Source organism: Pseudomonas entomophila, assembly GCF_018417595.1.
GTDB classification, from domain to species: domain Bacteria; phylum Pseudomonadota; class Gammaproteobacteria; order Pseudomonadales; family Pseudomonadaceae; genus Aquipseudomonas; species Aquipseudomonas entomophila_C.
In genome coordinates this window covers 21,553-36,057 of sequence record NZ_CP070982.1, presented here as the reverse complement: position 1 = coordinate 36,057, position 14,505 = coordinate 21,553, and the positions used below count along the sequence as shown (strand labels likewise).

General features: G+C 64.9%; 14 protein-coding genes. 9 read left to right on the top strand and 5 right to left on the bottom strand.

Annotated features, from left to right (window positions below; translation table 11 throughout):
• The first annotated feature begins 59 nt into the window (after window positions 1–59).
• The 3 genes from betC to JYG34_RS00145 all read left to right on the top strand — a co-directional run bounded on the left by betC (window position 60) and on the right by JYG34_RS00145 (window position 4,215).
• Window positions 60–1,577 (top strand): choline-sulfatase, encoded by a 1,518-nt coding sequence (gene betC / locus JYG34_RS00155; RefSeq protein WP_213659001.1) that lies wholly within the window; start codon window positions 60–62, stop codon window positions 1,575–1,577.
• A 14-nt stretch (window positions 1,578–1,591) separates the two neighbouring features.
• Complete coding sequence (gene choX / locus JYG34_RS00150; RefSeq protein WP_213659000.1) at window positions 1,592–2,515, top strand: choline ABC transporter substrate-binding protein; 924 nt, start codon at window positions 1,592–1,594, stop codon at window positions 2,513–2,515.
• Window positions 2,516–2,649: 134 nt separating this feature from the next.
• Window positions 2,650–4,215, top strand: coding sequence for a SulP family inorganic anion transporter (locus JYG34_RS00145; RefSeq protein WP_213658999.1), 1,566 nt, complete (start codon window positions 2,650–2,652; stop codon window positions 4,213–4,215).
• A gap of 39 nt (window positions 4,216–4,254) precedes the next feature.
• Here the strand turns inward: JYG34_RS00145 and aroE are convergent, their stop codons facing one another.
• Window positions 4,255–5,079, bottom strand: a complete 825-nt coding sequence (gene aroE, locus JYG34_RS00140) for a shikimate dehydrogenase (RefSeq protein ID WP_213658998.1) — start codon at window positions 5,077–5,079, stop codon at window positions 4,255–4,257.
• A gap of 25 nt (window positions 5,080–5,104) precedes the next feature.
• On the bottom strand, window positions 5,105–6,016 hold the full coding sequence (gene hemF / locus JYG34_RS00135) for an oxygen-dependent coproporphyrinogen oxidase (protein ID WP_213658997.1): 912 nt from the start codon (window positions 6,014–6,016) through the stop codon (window positions 5,105–5,107).
• A 132-nt stretch (window positions 6,017–6,148) separates the two neighbouring features.
• Between hemF and JYG34_RS00130 the strand changes: the two genes are divergently transcribed.
• Entirely contained in the window at window positions 6,149–7,126 is a 978-nt protein-coding gene (locus JYG34_RS00130) for an NADPH:quinone reductase (protein ID WP_213658996.1), read from the top strand.
• A 126-nt stretch (window positions 7,127–7,252) separates the two neighbouring features.
• On the opposite strand, the gene JYG34_RS00125 is transcribed toward JYG34_RS00130, so the two are convergent.
• The 3 genes from JYG34_RS00125 to dprA all read right to left on the bottom strand — a co-directional run bounded on the left by JYG34_RS00125 (window position 7,253) and on the right by dprA (window position 9,715).
• Complete coding sequence (locus JYG34_RS00125) at window positions 7,253–7,570, bottom strand: DUF3077 domain-containing protein (RefSeq protein ID WP_213658995.1); 318 nt, start codon at window positions 7,568–7,570, stop codon at window positions 7,253–7,255.
• A 450-nt stretch (window positions 7,571–8,020) separates the two neighbouring features.
• Window positions 8,021–8,578, bottom strand: a complete 558-nt coding sequence (locus JYG34_RS00120; protein WP_213658994.1) for an L-threonylcarbamoyladenylate synthase — start codon at window positions 8,576–8,578, stop codon at window positions 8,021–8,023.
• A 39-nt stretch (window positions 8,579–8,617) separates the two neighbouring features.
• Window positions 8,618–9,715 (bottom strand): DNA-processing protein DprA, encoded by a 1,098-nt coding sequence (dprA, locus tag JYG34_RS00115; protein ID WP_213658993.1) that lies wholly within the window; start codon window positions 9,713–9,715, stop codon window positions 8,618–8,620.
• 207 nt (window positions 9,716–9,922) lie between these two features.
• Between dprA and def the strand changes: the two genes are divergently transcribed.
• The 5 genes from def (at window position 9,923) to JYG34_RS00090 (ending at window position 14,457) form a co-directional block, all read left to right on the top strand.
• Window positions 9,923–10,429: a peptide deformylase gene (gene def / locus JYG34_RS00110; RefSeq protein WP_011531480.1), complete on the top strand. Its 507-nt coding sequence runs from the start codon at window positions 9,923–9,925 to the stop codon at window positions 10,427–10,429.
• Between the two features lie 63 nt (window positions 10,430–10,492).
• The gene (gene fmt / locus JYG34_RS00105; protein ID WP_213658992.1) at window positions 10,493–11,425 is read left to right on the top strand and encodes a methionyl-tRNA formyltransferase; all 933 of its coding nucleotides are present in this window, start codon (window positions 10,493–10,495) and stop codon (window positions 11,423–11,425) included.
• Window positions 11,422–12,732, top strand: a complete 1,311-nt coding sequence (gene rsmB, locus JYG34_RS00100) for a 16S rRNA (cytosine(967)-C(5))-methyltransferase RsmB (RefSeq protein WP_213658991.1) — start codon at window positions 11,422–11,424, stop codon at window positions 12,730–12,732. Before fmt ends, rsmB begins: the two co-directional genes overlap by 4 nt.
• Window positions 12,733–12,757: 25 nt before the next feature.
• Window positions 12,758–14,131 (top strand): Trk system potassium transporter TrkA, encoded by a 1,374-nt coding sequence (gene trkA, locus JYG34_RS00095; RefSeq protein ID WP_011531477.1) that lies wholly within the window; start codon window positions 12,758–12,760, stop codon window positions 14,129–14,131.
• A gap of 11 nt (window positions 14,132–14,142) precedes the next feature.
• Entirely contained in the window at window positions 14,143–14,457 is a 315-nt protein-coding gene (locus tag JYG34_RS00090; protein WP_213658990.1) for a tetratricopeptide repeat protein, read from the top strand.
• Window positions 14,458–14,505: the final 48 nt, after the last annotated feature.

The window sequence follows — 14,505 nt, the reverse complement described above, 5'->3', positions numbered from 1 at the left end:
CCACAGCACCATGCTGGATTGCAAGCGTTCACCATAACCCTCGACGATGGAAGGGCACCATGAAGCAACCCAACATCCTGTTCATCATGGCCGACCAGATGGCCGCGCCGCTGTTGCCGATCTACAGCCCGTCGCCGATCAAGATGCCCAACCTGGCGCGCCTCGCCGAGCAGGCCGTGGTGTTCGATGCCGCCTACTGCAACAGCCCGCTGTGCGCGCCCTCGCGCTTCACCCTGGTCAGCGGCCAGTTGCCCAGCCGCATCGGCGCCTACGACAACGCCGCTGAATTCCCCGCCGACATTCCGACCTACGCCCACTACCTGCGTCGTCTCGGCTACCGCACCGCGCTGTCGGGCAAGATGCACTTCTGCGGCCCGGACCAGCTGCACGGCTACGAGGAGCGCCTGACCAGCGACATCTACCCGGCCGACTACGGCTGGGCGGTGAACTGGGACGCGCCTGACGAACGCCCGAGCTGGTACCACAACATGTCCTCGGTGCTGCAGGCCGGGCCGTGCGTGCGCACCAACCAGCTGGATTTCGACGAGGAGGTGGTGTTCAAGGCACGCCAGTACCTCTACGACCATGTCCGCGAAGACGATGACCGGCCCTTCTGCCTGACCGTGTCGATGACCCACCCGCATGACCCATACACCATTCCCAAACGCTATTGGGATCTCTACCAGGCTGTGGATATCCCGCTGCCCCGCGACGAGATCGCCCAGGACCAGCAAGACCCTCATTCACAACGCCTGCTCAAGGTCTACGACCTGTGGGACAAACCCCTGCCTGAGAACAAGATCCGCGACGCCCGTCGTGCCTACTTCGGCGCCTGCAGCTACATCGACGACAATATCGGCCTGCTTCTGCAGACGCTGGAAGACTGCGGCCTGACCGACGACACCCTGATCGTCTTCTCCGGCGACCACGGCGACATGCTTGGCGAGCGGGGGCTCTGGTACAAGATGCACTGGTTCGAGATGTCGGCCCGGGTACCGTTGCTGATCCATGCGCCCAAGCACTTCGCACCGGCGCGCATCAACGCCAGCGTTTCCACCTGCGACCTGCTGCCAACCCTGGTCGAACTGGCCGGCGGCACTGTGGATAGAGACCTGCACCTGGATGGCCGCTCGCTGCTCGGGCACCTGCAAGGGCAGGGCGGGCATGACGAGGTGATCGGCGAGTACATGGCCGAAGGCACGGTCGGCCCACTGATGATGATCCGCCGCGGCGCCTACAAGTTCGTGTACAGCGAGGACGACCCCTGTTTACTCTACGATCTGAGCCGCGACCCGTACGAGCGGGAGAACCTCACCGGCAGCCCGGACCACCAGGCGCTGCTGCAGGCATGGGTCGATGAAGCGAAGCAGCGCTGGGATATCCCCAGCCTGCGCCAGCAAGTGCTGGCCAGCCAGCGCCGCCGCCGCCTGGTGGCCGAGGCGCTGTCCATCGGCACGCTGAAAAGCTGGGACCACCAACCCCTGGTGGACGCTAGCCAACAGTACATGCGCAACCACATCGATCTCGACGACCTCGAGCGCAAGGCACGTTATCCACAGCCCGCCCCCCTGGATTGAGAAGAGAGGCCGCCATGCAGAAGTTCTCCACCGCCGTGCTCGCCCTGGCCCTGAGCCTGGGCACGGCCCACGCCACCGACAACGACGCGCAATGCGGCACCGTGAAACTGGCCGACCCCGGCTGGAGCGATATCGCCAGCACCAATGCCGTCGCCCGCCTGCTCCTGGAAAGCCTGGGCTACCAGGTGAAAATCGACAGCCTGGCCGTGCCGATCATCTATGGAGGCTTGAAGGATGGCCGGGTGGATGCCTTCCTCGGCAACTGGATGCCGGCGCAGCAGGGCTTTCATGACAAGTTCATCGCCAATGGCGACGTGCGGCAGCTGGCGCGCAACCTGGAGGGCACTGAATTCACCCTCGCGGTGCCCGATTATGTGTGGGAGACCGGCGTGAAGGACTTCGCCGACCTGCACAAGTACGCCGACAAGTTCGACAAGAAGCTTTACGGCATCGGCTCCGGCGCACCGGCCAACCTGTCGCTGAAGGAGATCATCGACAAGAACGACTTCGAGCTCGGGCAGTGGAAACTGGTCGAATCCAGCGAGCAGGCGATGCTGGCCCAGGTGGATCGGGCGGTGAAGAAGCAGCAGTTCATCACCTTCCTGGGCTGGACCCCGCACCCGATGAACGTGAAGTTGAAGATGCACTACCTCACGGGTGGCGAAAAATGGTTTGGGAGCAAAGGCGATGTGTACACGCTGACCCGCAAGGGATATCCACAGGCGTGCCCGAATGCAGCGAAGCTGCTGGCCAACCTGACGTTCACGCTGGGTATGGAGAACAGCATCATGGCCGAGGTTGTGGATAAGAAAGTGAGCTTTGACGAGGCGGCCAAGGCTTGGCTAAAGGACCATCCGCAGGTACTGGAAGGATGGCTGGCCGGAGTGACCGCTAAATCCGGTCGTGACGCACAAGAGGCTATAAAGGCCAAACTATGACTTAACAAGCGACCACAACACCTGTAGGAGCAGCTTCAGCCGCGATCACCCACGCAGTGGGTGCCAGACACCGCGTTGCCTGCATCGCGGCTGAAGCCGCTCCTACAGAGATCGTGCATTATCAAGGACACCCCATGCCCCGCCTGACCCACCTGCTGCCCTTCCTCACCTGGCTCCCCCGCCAATCGGGCCGCAGCCTGCGCCAGGACCTGCTGGTGGGTCTGAGCGGCGCCATCCTCGCCCTGCCGCAATCGATCGCCTACGCCCTGATCGCCGGCCTGCCCGCCGAATACGGCCTGTACGCCGCCATCGCGCCGGTGCTGGTGGCTTGCCTGTGGGGCTCGTCCTGGCACCTGATCTGCGGCCCCACCGCAGCCATCTCCATCGTCCTCTATGCCAGCATCAGCCCACTGGCCGTGGCCGGCAGCGCCGACTACGTGACCTTGGTGCTGCTGCTGACCTTTCTCGGCGGTATCTTCCAACTCTTGCTGGGGCTGCTGCGCTTCGGCGCACTGGTCAACTTCGTCTCCCATTCGGTAGTGCTGGGCTTCACCCTCGGTGCCGCCGTCGTCATCGCGCTGGGGCAACTGCCCAACCTGCTGGGCCTGGGCCTGCCAAGCCAAGCCACGGCCCTGAAGACCGTGCAGGAACTGGCCGGCCATGTGGGCGAGGTGGACATGCCATCGCTGATTCTGGGGCTGAGCACCCTGGTGATCGGAGTGGTGTTGAAGCTGTGGCGCCCACGCTGGCCGGGGCTGTTGATAAGTCTGCTGCTGGTGAGCCTGGCGGCCTGGCTGTTGCCCCGCGTGTTCGGCCATGTACCACGCGTGCCCGCTTTCATCGGCCAGTTGCCACCGCTCAGCCCACTGCCGTTACTCGATGTGGAACTGATGCTGCGCCTGTTGCCCAGTGCCGTGGCTGTCGGCATGCTCGGCCTGGTCACCAGCCTGTCCATCGCCCGTTCCCTGTCCGCGCGCTCCGAGCAATTGATCGACGCCAACCAGGAGATCCGCGCCCAGGGCCTGTCGAACATCGTGGGGGCACTGTTCTCCGGCTACCTGTCCTCCGGCTCCTTTACCCGCTCCGGGCTCAGCTACGACGCAGGCGCCCGCTCGCCATTGGCCGGGGTGTTCTCGGCGCTGTGGGTGGCGCTGTTCGCGGTCGCTGGTGCCGGGCTGATCGCCCATCTGCCGATCCCGGCGATGGCGGGCAGCATCCTGTTGATCTGCTGGGGGCTGGTGGACCATCGCGGCATCCGTGCGTTGTTTCGGGTAAGCCGCCCGGAGTTTCTGGTAATGGCGCTGACCGCCGCCGCGACGCTGCTGCTGGAACTGCAGACGGCGATCTACGCCGGGGTGCTGGCATCGCTGTTCTTCTACCTCAAGCGCACTTCGCGGCCGCGGGTGCAGCAGAGCCGGGAAGGGGAGGCGGACGTGTTGCGGGTGGGCGGGTCGATCTTTTTCGGCGCGGCGCATTACCTGCAGGTGCGTTTACAGCGCTGCCAGGGGCCGCATGTGGTGATCGATGCGCGACAGGTGAACTTCATCGATTACTCGGGTGTGGATATGTTGCACCGCGAGGCGCGACGACTGATGCGCCTTGGCGGCAGCCTGACGCTGCACCGGGCACGGCCGCAGGTGATCGAGGAATTACAGAAGCTTGAAGGAGTGGAGCTGTGTCCGATCCGGTTCGATGATTGACCTTCCAGATCCTGGGGCTGCTTTGCAGCCCCGACATTCTCAGCTACGAGCGAGTTGTCGACGCAGCTCATCCAGCACCGGCCCGGTTTGCGGCCGTACCCCACGCCAGATGAAGAACGCCTCGGCCGCCTGTTCGGCCAGCATGCCCAGCCCATCCAGCACCTTGGCCGCGCCCAGCTTGCTGGCCCATTGGCAGAACGGCGTCGGCGCCTTGCCATACATCATGTCGTAGCAAACGGTACGCCCTGCCTCGACCAGGCTATCGGCAATCGGCGGCAGCTCGCCCGACAGGCTCGCCGACGTGGCGTTGATAATCACGTCCACCGGCTCCTGCAACCAGCTGAAACCACTGGCCACCACCGGTCCCAGCTCATCGAACTCCCGCGCCAGTTGCTCGGCTTTCTCAACGGTACGGTTGGCGATCACCAGCGATTGCGGCTTGTGCGCCAGGATCGGCTCGAGCACACCGCGTACCGCGCCACCGGCACCGAGGATGAGGATGCGCTTGCCAGCCAGCGTGACCCCGGCATTCACCGTCAGGTCACGCACCAGCCCGGCACCGTCGGTGTTGTCACCCTGCAGGGTGCCGTCGGCCAGCTTGGTCAGGGTGTTCACCGCGCCAGCACGTTGTGCACGCGGGGTAAGGCTGTCGCACAAGCGATAGGCCTCTTCCTTGAACGGCACGGTGACGTTGGCGCCGCTGCCTTGCTTGAAAAAGCCACGGGCACAGTCGCTGAATTCGTCCAGCGGCGCCAGCAGGGTGGCGTACTCCAGGTCCTGGCCGGTCTGGTCGGCGAACAGGCGGTGGATCAGCGGCGACTTGCTGTGGCCGATGGGGTTGCCGAATACGACGTACTGGTCCATGGGGGCTCCTCGGTTATCCACAGGCTTACTGGGCGAGCCAGTCGCGGTCCTGCAGGAAGTAGTCGGTCAGGCGCGCTTCCTCGCTGCCAGGCTCCGCCTTCCAATCGTAACCCCAGCGTACCTGCGGCGGCAGCGACATCAGGATCGACTCGGTGCGACCGCCCGACTGCAAACCGAACAACGTGCCACGGTCGTAGACCAGGTTGAACTCGACATAGCGGCCGCGGCGGTATTCCTGGAATTCACGCTGCTTGGCGGTGTACGGCGTGCCCTTGCGGCGCTGGATGATCGGCAGATAGGCGTCGACGTAGGCGTCGCCGATGGCGCGCATGAAGGCGAAGCAGGTGTCGAAGTCCCACTCGTTCAGGTCGTCGAAGAACAGGCCGCCGATGCCGCGTGGCTCGCCACGGTGCTTGAGGTGGAAGTAGCGGTCGCACCAGGCCTTGTAGCGCGGGTAGACGTCGGCGCCGAATGGCGCGCAGGCCTGCTCGGCGACGCGGTGCCAGTGCACGCAATCTTCCTCGTTGCCGTAGTACGGGGTCAGGTCGAAGCCGCCGCCGAACCACCACACCGCCTCTTCACCCTCTTTCTCGGCGATGAAGAAGCGCACGTTGGCGTGGGAAGTCGGTACGTGCGGGTTGTGCGGGTGGATCACCAGCGACACGCCCAGGGCCTCGAAGCCACGGCCCGCCAGCTCCGGGCGGTGGGCACTGGCCGATGGCGGCAGGCCTGCGCCGAACACATGGGAGAAGTTCACCCCGCCTTTCTCGATCACCTTGCCGTCGCCGATCACCCGCGTGCGCCCGCCGCCACCGGCATCGCGCACCCAGGCATCCTCGACGAAGCGGGCGCCGCCGTCTTCGGTTTCGAGGGCAGAGCAGATGCGGTCTTGCAGGTCGAGCAGGTAGGCTTTTACGGCCTCGGTGCGGCTGGTCATCGGGTCACCTGGAAGGAGCGGGAAAATTCGCCGCGTAGCATACCACCGGCCGACGCCGCGTCGCAGTTGACGGCGGTCAAGCAAAGGCGTCCGATAGAAGGCCTTTGCGACCCTCGACGACAGGAGTGTGTGATGGCCAAGCGTATTCAGTTCAGCCAGCATGGCGGCCCGGAAGTCCTGCAACTGGTGGAGTTCGACCCGGCACCGCCCGGCCCGCAGCAGGTGCGGGTGCGTAACCATGCGATTGGCTTGAATTTCATCGACACCTATTTCCGCAGTGGGCTGTATGCGCCGCCTGCGCTCCCTTCCGGGCTGGGCACCGAAGCGGCCGGCGTGGTCGAGGCGGTGGGCGAGGGTGTCAGCCGGATCAAGGTCGGCGACCGCGTGGCCTATGCCGGTGGGCCGCTGGGGGCCTACAGCGAGGTGCATACACTGCCGGAGGCCAACCTGGTGAAGCTGCCGGAGGCGATCAGCTTCGAACAGGCGGCAGCGGTGATGCTCAAGGGGCTGACCACGCAGTACTTGCTCAAGCAGACCTATGCTGTGCAGCCGGGGGACTTCGTGCTGTTCCATGCCGCCGCCGGCGGTGTGGGGTCGCTGGCGTGCCAGTGGGCCAAGGCACTGGGGGCGAAGCTGATCGGCACCGTCAGCTCTGCTGAGAAAGCCGAACGGGCCAAGGCCCTCGGCGCCTGGGCGACCATCGACTACAGCCATGAAGACGTGGCCAAGCGTGTGCTGGAGCTGACCGACGGTCAAAAGTGCGCAGTGGTGTATGACGGCGTGGGGGCGGATACCTGGCTGACTTCGCTGGATTGCCTGAGGCCGCGCGGTTTGATGGTGAGCTTTGGCAATGCGTCCGGGGCGGTGAGCGGGGTCAACTTGGGGATTTTGTCGCAGAAGGGGTCGTTGTATGTCACCCGGCCGACGCTGGGGAGCTACGCCAACAACGCCGAGAACACCCAGGCCATGGCTGACGACCTGTTCGCGATGATCGCCAGCGGCAAGCTGGTTGTGGATATCCAGCAGCGGTATCCGTTGAGCGAGGCGGCCAAGGCGCAGGCGGAGTTGTCGGCGCGGCGGACCGTTGGCTCGACGGTATTGCTGCCTTGACGGTCAGCCCTGCGGGGTGTTCGCCGTGAGCGTTGCGGCGCCTATGAGATCGAGCGCCGCGCGGGCGGCGCTCGATCTCAAGAGCCCTGCAAAACTATCGCCCTGCACTTGCCCGCCAACACGTGATCAACCGCCCTGCCGTGAATTCCCAGGTGCTGGCGCTGACTCGATGCCATCGAGCATCGCCTCCACCAACCCCTCCGCCATTTCCAGCGAATGCAGACTCGACCAGTACATGACACGCCCCTCGTCGCGCAGGTGGTCGAGGGCCTTGATGCCGGTGTCATAGGCACAGCGCAGGTAGAGCGCTACGTGTACCAGGGCGTCGTGGGCTTCGATGTTGGGGTTTACGGTGAAGAGTGGAGGGTGGCCGGCGTCGCAGCGGCCGAAGGGGTGGGTGGTGGTATTGGGGAGTGGTGGATCGGGGACAATTTTTCTAGTCATTGGAAAATGCTCCTCTAAGCCACTGCCAATCACTACCACGTGAATGGGTGGCGGCTGTACGCGAGGTGGTAGACCCGGGCATTTTCCAATCCAGGCAGGCTCGAAAGCCTCCCGCGCACAGCCGCCATAGGCTGTCATGGAAAGAATGCATCCGGGCTACCACACCCGGTCACCAAGTTATTCGGCGACGGTCTGGAGCCTAGAGGCAGGCGTTCCCACTGAGAAGGTAATGGCAGTCGACAGACTGCGTAGGATATTTCTCTGAATTCAGAATGGGCAGCCATCTGGGTGAAAATCAGAAAAATCGGCGCGGAATTCTGGGGCCGCTTTGCGGCCCTTTCGCGACACAAGGCCGCTCCCACAGGTTACAGCGCCAAGCCTGAGAGCTGCGCTGTACCTGTGGGAGCGGCCTTGTGTCGCGAAACGAGGGCGAAGCCCTCGCCAGCGGTATCAGCCCGGGCGCACAACCTCACCGGTCACCAGGTCGCGAATCAGGCTCGGGTTCTTCCGCCCACCCAGCGCCCCACCCAGCACCATGTCCAACTCATTGTGGAAATACTGCTCCACCCGCAACCGGCTCTTGGCCGCCGGCCGCCCGGCCGGGTTGCAGGAGGTGGAGATCAACGGCCCCACCAGCGCGCACAACTCCCGCACCTGTGGATGATCGCTGACCCGCAGCGCCACGGTGTCGTGCTGCCCGGTCACCCATTCGGGCAGCAGGTCCTGGTGCGGCACCAGCCAGGTGTTCGGCCCCGGCCAAGTAGCGCTCATGCGGTCGATCCAGTCCTGCGGGAAATCCTCGAACAGAAAGTCGAACTGGCGAATGTTGTCGGCGATCAGGATCAGCCCTTTATCCACAGGCCGCGACTTGAGCGCCAGCAGGCGATACACCGCGTCCTCGTTCCACGGGTCGCAGCCCAGGCCCCAGACCGCTTCCGTCGGATAGGCGATCACCGCACCCGCCTTCACCTCGCGCGCGGCTTGTTGCACACGCCAACTGCTCACCATTTTCCGTCTCTCCGCATAAACGCCGTGCGCGCAGTGTACTTAGCCGGCACGGGCAAACCAACGCCCGGCTTCATTGCTGACCCGGCCTTCGAGCTCCAGCTCGGTCAGGCTGGCCAGCACCTGGGCCAACGGCAGGCCGCTGCTATGGGCCAGGCCCTCGCTGGTCTGGGGCGCGGCATGGAGCAGGGCGAGAAGGGGATGCCCAGGTTTATCCACAACGGCGGGTGGCAGGTTTTGCCAGCCGCCCAGGCTGTCGAGGATCTGCTCCACGCTTTCCACCAACAGGGCGCCATCACGGATCAACTGGTGACAACCCTTGGCGCCGGGGTGGTGGATGGAGCCGGGTATCGCATACACCTCCCGCCCCTGTTCGGCAGCAAGCCGTGCAGTGATCAACGAGCCGCTGGCCAGGCTCGCCTCGACCACCAGAACACCCAGCGACAAGCCACTGATGATCCGATTGCGCCGTGGGAAGTTGCCCGCCAGCGGCCCGGCGTCCAGCGGGTACTCGGAAACCAGCGCGCTACCGCTGTCGATCATCATCCTGGCCAAGTCTCGATGGCGCTGTGGATAACATTTTTGCAACCCCGTGCCCAGCACCCCGATCGTGTGCCCACCGGCCTTCAGCGCGGCCCGATGAGCGGCGCCGTCGACACCCAGCGCCAGCCCACTGGTGATGGTGAACCCCGCCAGGGAAAGACAACGGGAAAACGCGCCCGCCGTATCCAGCGCCGGAGGTGAAGCACGCCTGCTGCCCACGATCGCAAGTTGCGGCCGCTCCAGCAAAGCGGGGTTTCCAGCGACGAACAGCAAGGGCGGCGGGTCGTCTATCTCGGCCAACAATGCCGGATAGCCAGGCCCGTCCCACATCAGTAAATACTGGCCCGGCCGCTCTAGCCAGGCCATTGCGGCCAATGCCCCATCGCGCACTTCAGGGCTGCGCCGGGCATCGACGCTGGCTGCCGGCAGCCCCAACGCACGCCAGGCACTGGCTGGCGCACTGAGCGCCGACGAGGCGCTGCCGAAGGCTTCGATAAGGGTGTGAAAACGACGCAGCCCGGCATCGGGAAGGCGATGCAGACGCAACCGCGCCTCGAGTTCGGCAGGCGAACAAGGCGACGAACGGGGTTCGGTCATAGAGGATCTTCCTTGATCGACAGGGGCCAACGGCGTGGCACAACCTGTGGATAACTTTGTTGATAATACTTTGACAAGCTGTCCATGAAATGGGCTTTCCAGCGCCCATTCACACCCTAGCCAAGCTTCACAGGTGCCGAACGCCCCATTTCCCTTTATTATGTGTGCTCAGTTTTCAACCGACCGCACAGTGACTGCCTGACCCCTATGGCCATCTTGAACATTCTCGAATTCCCTGACCCGCGCCTGCGCACCATCGCCAAACCGGTGACGGAGTTCGACGACGCCCTGCGTCAGCTGATCGACGACATGTTTGAAACCATGTACGAAGCCCCCGGCATCGGCCTGGCGGCCACCCAGGTGAACGTGCACAAGCAGGTCGTGGTGATGGACCTGAGCGAAGACCGCAGCGAACCGCGCGTCTTCATCAACCCCACGGTCGAGGAACTGACCCACGACATGGGCCAGTACCAGGAAGGCTGCCTGTCGGTGCCCGGTTTCTACGAAAACGTAGACCGCCCGCTGCGCGTGCGGGTCAAGGCCCAGGACCGCGACGGCAAGCCCTATGAACTCGAAGCCGAAGGCCTGCTGGCCGTGTGCGTGCAGCACGAGTTCGACCACCTCAACGGCAAGCTGTTCGTCGACTACCTGTCCCAGCTCAAACGCGACCGGATCAAGAAGAAGCTGGAAAAGCAGCACCGCCAGCAAGCCTGATCCCCACCTTCCAGAAGGCTTGCTCCGGCAAGCCTTTTTCTTTTTCAAGGAAGCGAGAACTCCATGCGCATCGTCTTCGCAGGCACTCCAGAGTTTGCCGCCGAACACCTCAAGGCTCTGCTCGACAGCCCGTACGAGATCGTGGCCGTCTACACCCAGCCCGACCGCCCGGCCGGCCGTGGCCAGAAGCTCATGCCGAGCGCAGTGAAGGCGCTGGCCGTGGCCCATGACATCCCGGTGTACCAGCCGCAGACGTTGCGCAATGCCGAGGCGCAAGCCGAACTCGCCGCGCTCAAGCCAGACCTGATGGTGGTGGTCGCCTACGGCCTGATCCTGCCGCAAGTGGTGCTGGATATTCCGCGTCTGGGTTGCATCAACAGCCACGCCTCCCTGCTGCCGCGCTGGCGCGGTGCGGCGCCGATCCAGCGCGCCGTTGAAGCCGGTGACGCCGAGAGCGGCGTCACCGTGATGCGTATGGAAGCGGGCCTGGATACCGGCCCGATGCTGCTCAAGGTGATCACCCCGATCAGCGCCGAGGACACCGGCGGCACCCTGCACGACCGCCTCGCCGCCATGGGCCCGGGCGCCGTGGTGCAGGCCATTGTCGGCCTGGCCGATGGCAGCCTGCAAGGTGAAGTGCAGGACGATGCCCTGGCCACTTATGCACACAAGCTGAACAAGGACGAGGCGCGCATCGACTGGAGCCGCCCAGCCGTGGAGCTGGAGCGCCTGATCCGTGCCTTCAACCCGTGGCCGGTGTGCCACAGCACCCTCGACGGCGAAAGCGTGAAGGTGCTGGCCGCTAACTTGTCCACAGGCAAGGGCACCCCTGGTGAGATCCTCTCCGCCAGCAAGGACGGCCTGGTCGTCGCCTGCGGTGATGGCGCCCTGAGCCTGACCCGCCTGCAACTGCCCGGTGGCAAGGCGCTGGCCTTCAGCGACCTGTTCAACAGCCGCCGCGAGAAGTTCGCCAGTGGCAAGGTGCTCGGCCAATGAACCCACGCCTGGCCGCCGCCCGTGCACTCGCCGCTGTGCTCAGCGGCAAGGCTTCGCTGAACAGCTCGCTGCCGGCGCAATTGGACAAGGTCGACGAGCGCGACCGTGGCCTCACTCAAGACCTGGCCTTTGGCACCGCCCGCTGGCAGCCGCGTCTGGACCTACTGGCCGCGCAACTGCTGCAAAAGCCGTTCAAGGCCGCAGACGCCGATGTACAGGCACTGCTGCTGGTCGGCCTGTACCAACTGTTCTACACGCGCATCCCGGCCCACGCCGCCATCGGCGAGACCGTGGGTTGCGCCGACAAACTCAAGAAGCCGTGGGCCAAGGGCCTGCTCAATGCCGTGCTGCGCCGCGCCCAGCGTGAAGGCGAGGAGCTTCTTGCCGGCATGGAGCGCGACCCGGTGGTGCGTACCGCCCACCCTCGCTGGCTACAGAAGTCGCTGAAAGCCTTCTGGCCTGAGCAATGGGAAGCCATCTGCGCCGCCAACAACGCCCACCCGCCGATGATCCTGCGGGTCAACCGTCGCCATCACGGCCGCGACGCCTACCTGGCTCTGCTGGCTGAGGCCGGCATTCAGGCCAACGCCTGCCAGTTCAGCCGCGACGGTATCGTCCTGGCTGAAGCCTGCGACGTGCGCGGCCTGCCGGGCTTCGCCGACGGTTGGGTCAGCGTGCAGGACGAAGCCGCGCAGTTGTCCGCCGACCTGCTGGAACTGGCCCCCGGCCAGCGCGTGCTCGATGCCTGCTGCGCCCCGGGCGGCAAGACCTGCCACCTGCTGGAAGCCGAACCTGGCCTGGCCCACATGGTCGCCATCGACCTGGAAGCCAAGCGCCTGGCCCGTGTGCGCGAAAACCTTGACCGCCTCAAGCTCGACGCCGAGCTTATCGCCTGCGACGCCCGCGACACCGCCAGCTGGTGGGATGGCAAACAGTTCCAGCGCATCCTGCTCGACGCGCCATGCTCGGCCACCGGCGTGATTCGTCGTCACCCGGACATCAAGCTGACCCGCCAGGCCGAGGACATTCCGGCCCTGGCCACGCTGCAAGGCGAGCTGCTCGATGCCCTGTGGCCGACCCTGGAAGTGGGCGGCATGCTGCTCTATGCCACCTGCTCGAGCCTGCCGACCGAGAACACCGAAGTGATCGACGCCTTCCTCGCCCGCACCCCCGGCGCCCGCGAGCTGGACCTGGCCACCGAAGCCGGCCTGCGCCAGCCCCACGGCCGGCAGCTGCTGGCCCAGGAGGGCGGCCATGACGGGTTCTATTACGCCAAACTGATCAAGATCGCCGCTTCGCGCGGGTAAGAACAAAAAGGGTAGGGAGTAGCGGATGAAGATCATCATCCTCGGCGCAGGGCAGGTGGGCGGCACGCTGGCGGAACACCTGGCCAGCGAAGCCAACGACATCACCGTGGTCGATACCGACAGCGAGCGCCTGCGCGACCTGGGCGACCGCCTGGACATCCGCACCGTGCAGGGCCGCGCCTCGCTGCCGACGGTACTGCGCCAAGCCGGCGCCGACGACGCCGACATGCTGGTGGCGGTAACCAACAGTGACGAGACCAACATGGTCGCCTGCCAGGTCGCCTACTCGCTGTTCCACACCCCGACCAAGATCGCCCGGGTGCGCGAGTCGGCCTACCTCACCCGTGAAGAGCTGTTCGACAACGACCACATCCCGGTGGACGTGCTGATCAGCCCCGAGCAGGTGGTGACCAACTACATCAAGCGCCTGATCGAGCACCCAGGTTCGCTGCAGGTGATCGACTTCGCCGAGGGCAAGGCCCAACTGGTGGCGGTCCGGGCCTACTACGGCGGCCCGCTGGTGGGCCAGCAACTGCGCCAGATCCGTGCCCACATGCCCAACGTCGACACCCGCGTGGCGGCGATCTTCCGTCGCGACCGGCCGATCACCCCGCAGGGCGACACGGTGATCGAGGCCGACGACGAAGTGTTCTTCATCGCCGCGAAGAAGGACATCCGCGCAGTGATGGGCGAGTTGCGCCGCATCGACGAAACCAACAAACGCGTGGTCATCGCCGGCGGCGGGCAGATCGGCGAGCGCCTGGCCGAGGCCATCGAGAGCCGCTACCAGGTGAAGATCATCGAGATGAACCCGGCACGCTGCCGCCACCTCTCGGAAAACCTCGAGAGCACCGTGGTGCTGCAGGGCAGCGCGTCCGATCGAGACCTGATGCTCGAAGAAAACATCGCCGACGCCGACATCTTCCTGGCCCTGACCAACGACGACGAGGCCAACATCATGTCGTCGCTGCTGGCCAAGCGCCTGGGTGCGCGCAAGGTGATGACCATCATCAACAACCCGGCCTATGTCGACCTGGTGCAGGGCGGCGAGATCGACATCGCCATCAGCCCGCAGCTGGCCACCATCGGCACCCTGCTGGCCCACGTACGCCGCGGCGATATCGTCAGCGTGCACTCGCTGCGCCGCGGCGCGGCCGAGGCAATCGAGGCGGTGGCCCATGGCGATTCGAAGTCGAGCAAGGTGGTGGGCAAGGCCATCGAGGACATCTCGCTGCCGCCAGGCACCACCATTGGTGCGATCATCCGCGACGAGGAAGTGCTGATCGCCCACGACGACACGGTGATCGCATCGGGCGACCATGTGATCCTGTTCGTTGTGGATAAAAAGCAGATTCGGGACGTGGAGAAGCTGTTCCATGTGGGCCTGAGTTTCTTCTAGGGAGAGACGAGATGCGTGAATCGCTGGAAAAGATGCTGGCCAAGGGTGTGGATAACCCGCTGCTGCGGTTCGGGCTGGGCAAGGCCTGGCTGGACGAGGGCAATGGGGCTGAAGCGGCGGTGCACCTGGCGGCTTGTGTGCTCCAGGATCCGAAGTACTCGGCGGCGTGGAAGCTGCTGGGGAAGGCGTATCAGCTCAGCGGCGATCTGGCTGGCGCACACAAGGCCTGGGAAGAGGGGATCGTCGCGGCGCAGGCCCATGGCGACAAGCAGGCCGAGAAAGAGATGACCGTGTTCCTGAAGAAGCTCAATAAAACGTCAGGCTGATGCAGTCCCTGTGGGAGCGGGTTTACCCGCGAATGCGATGGTGGATTT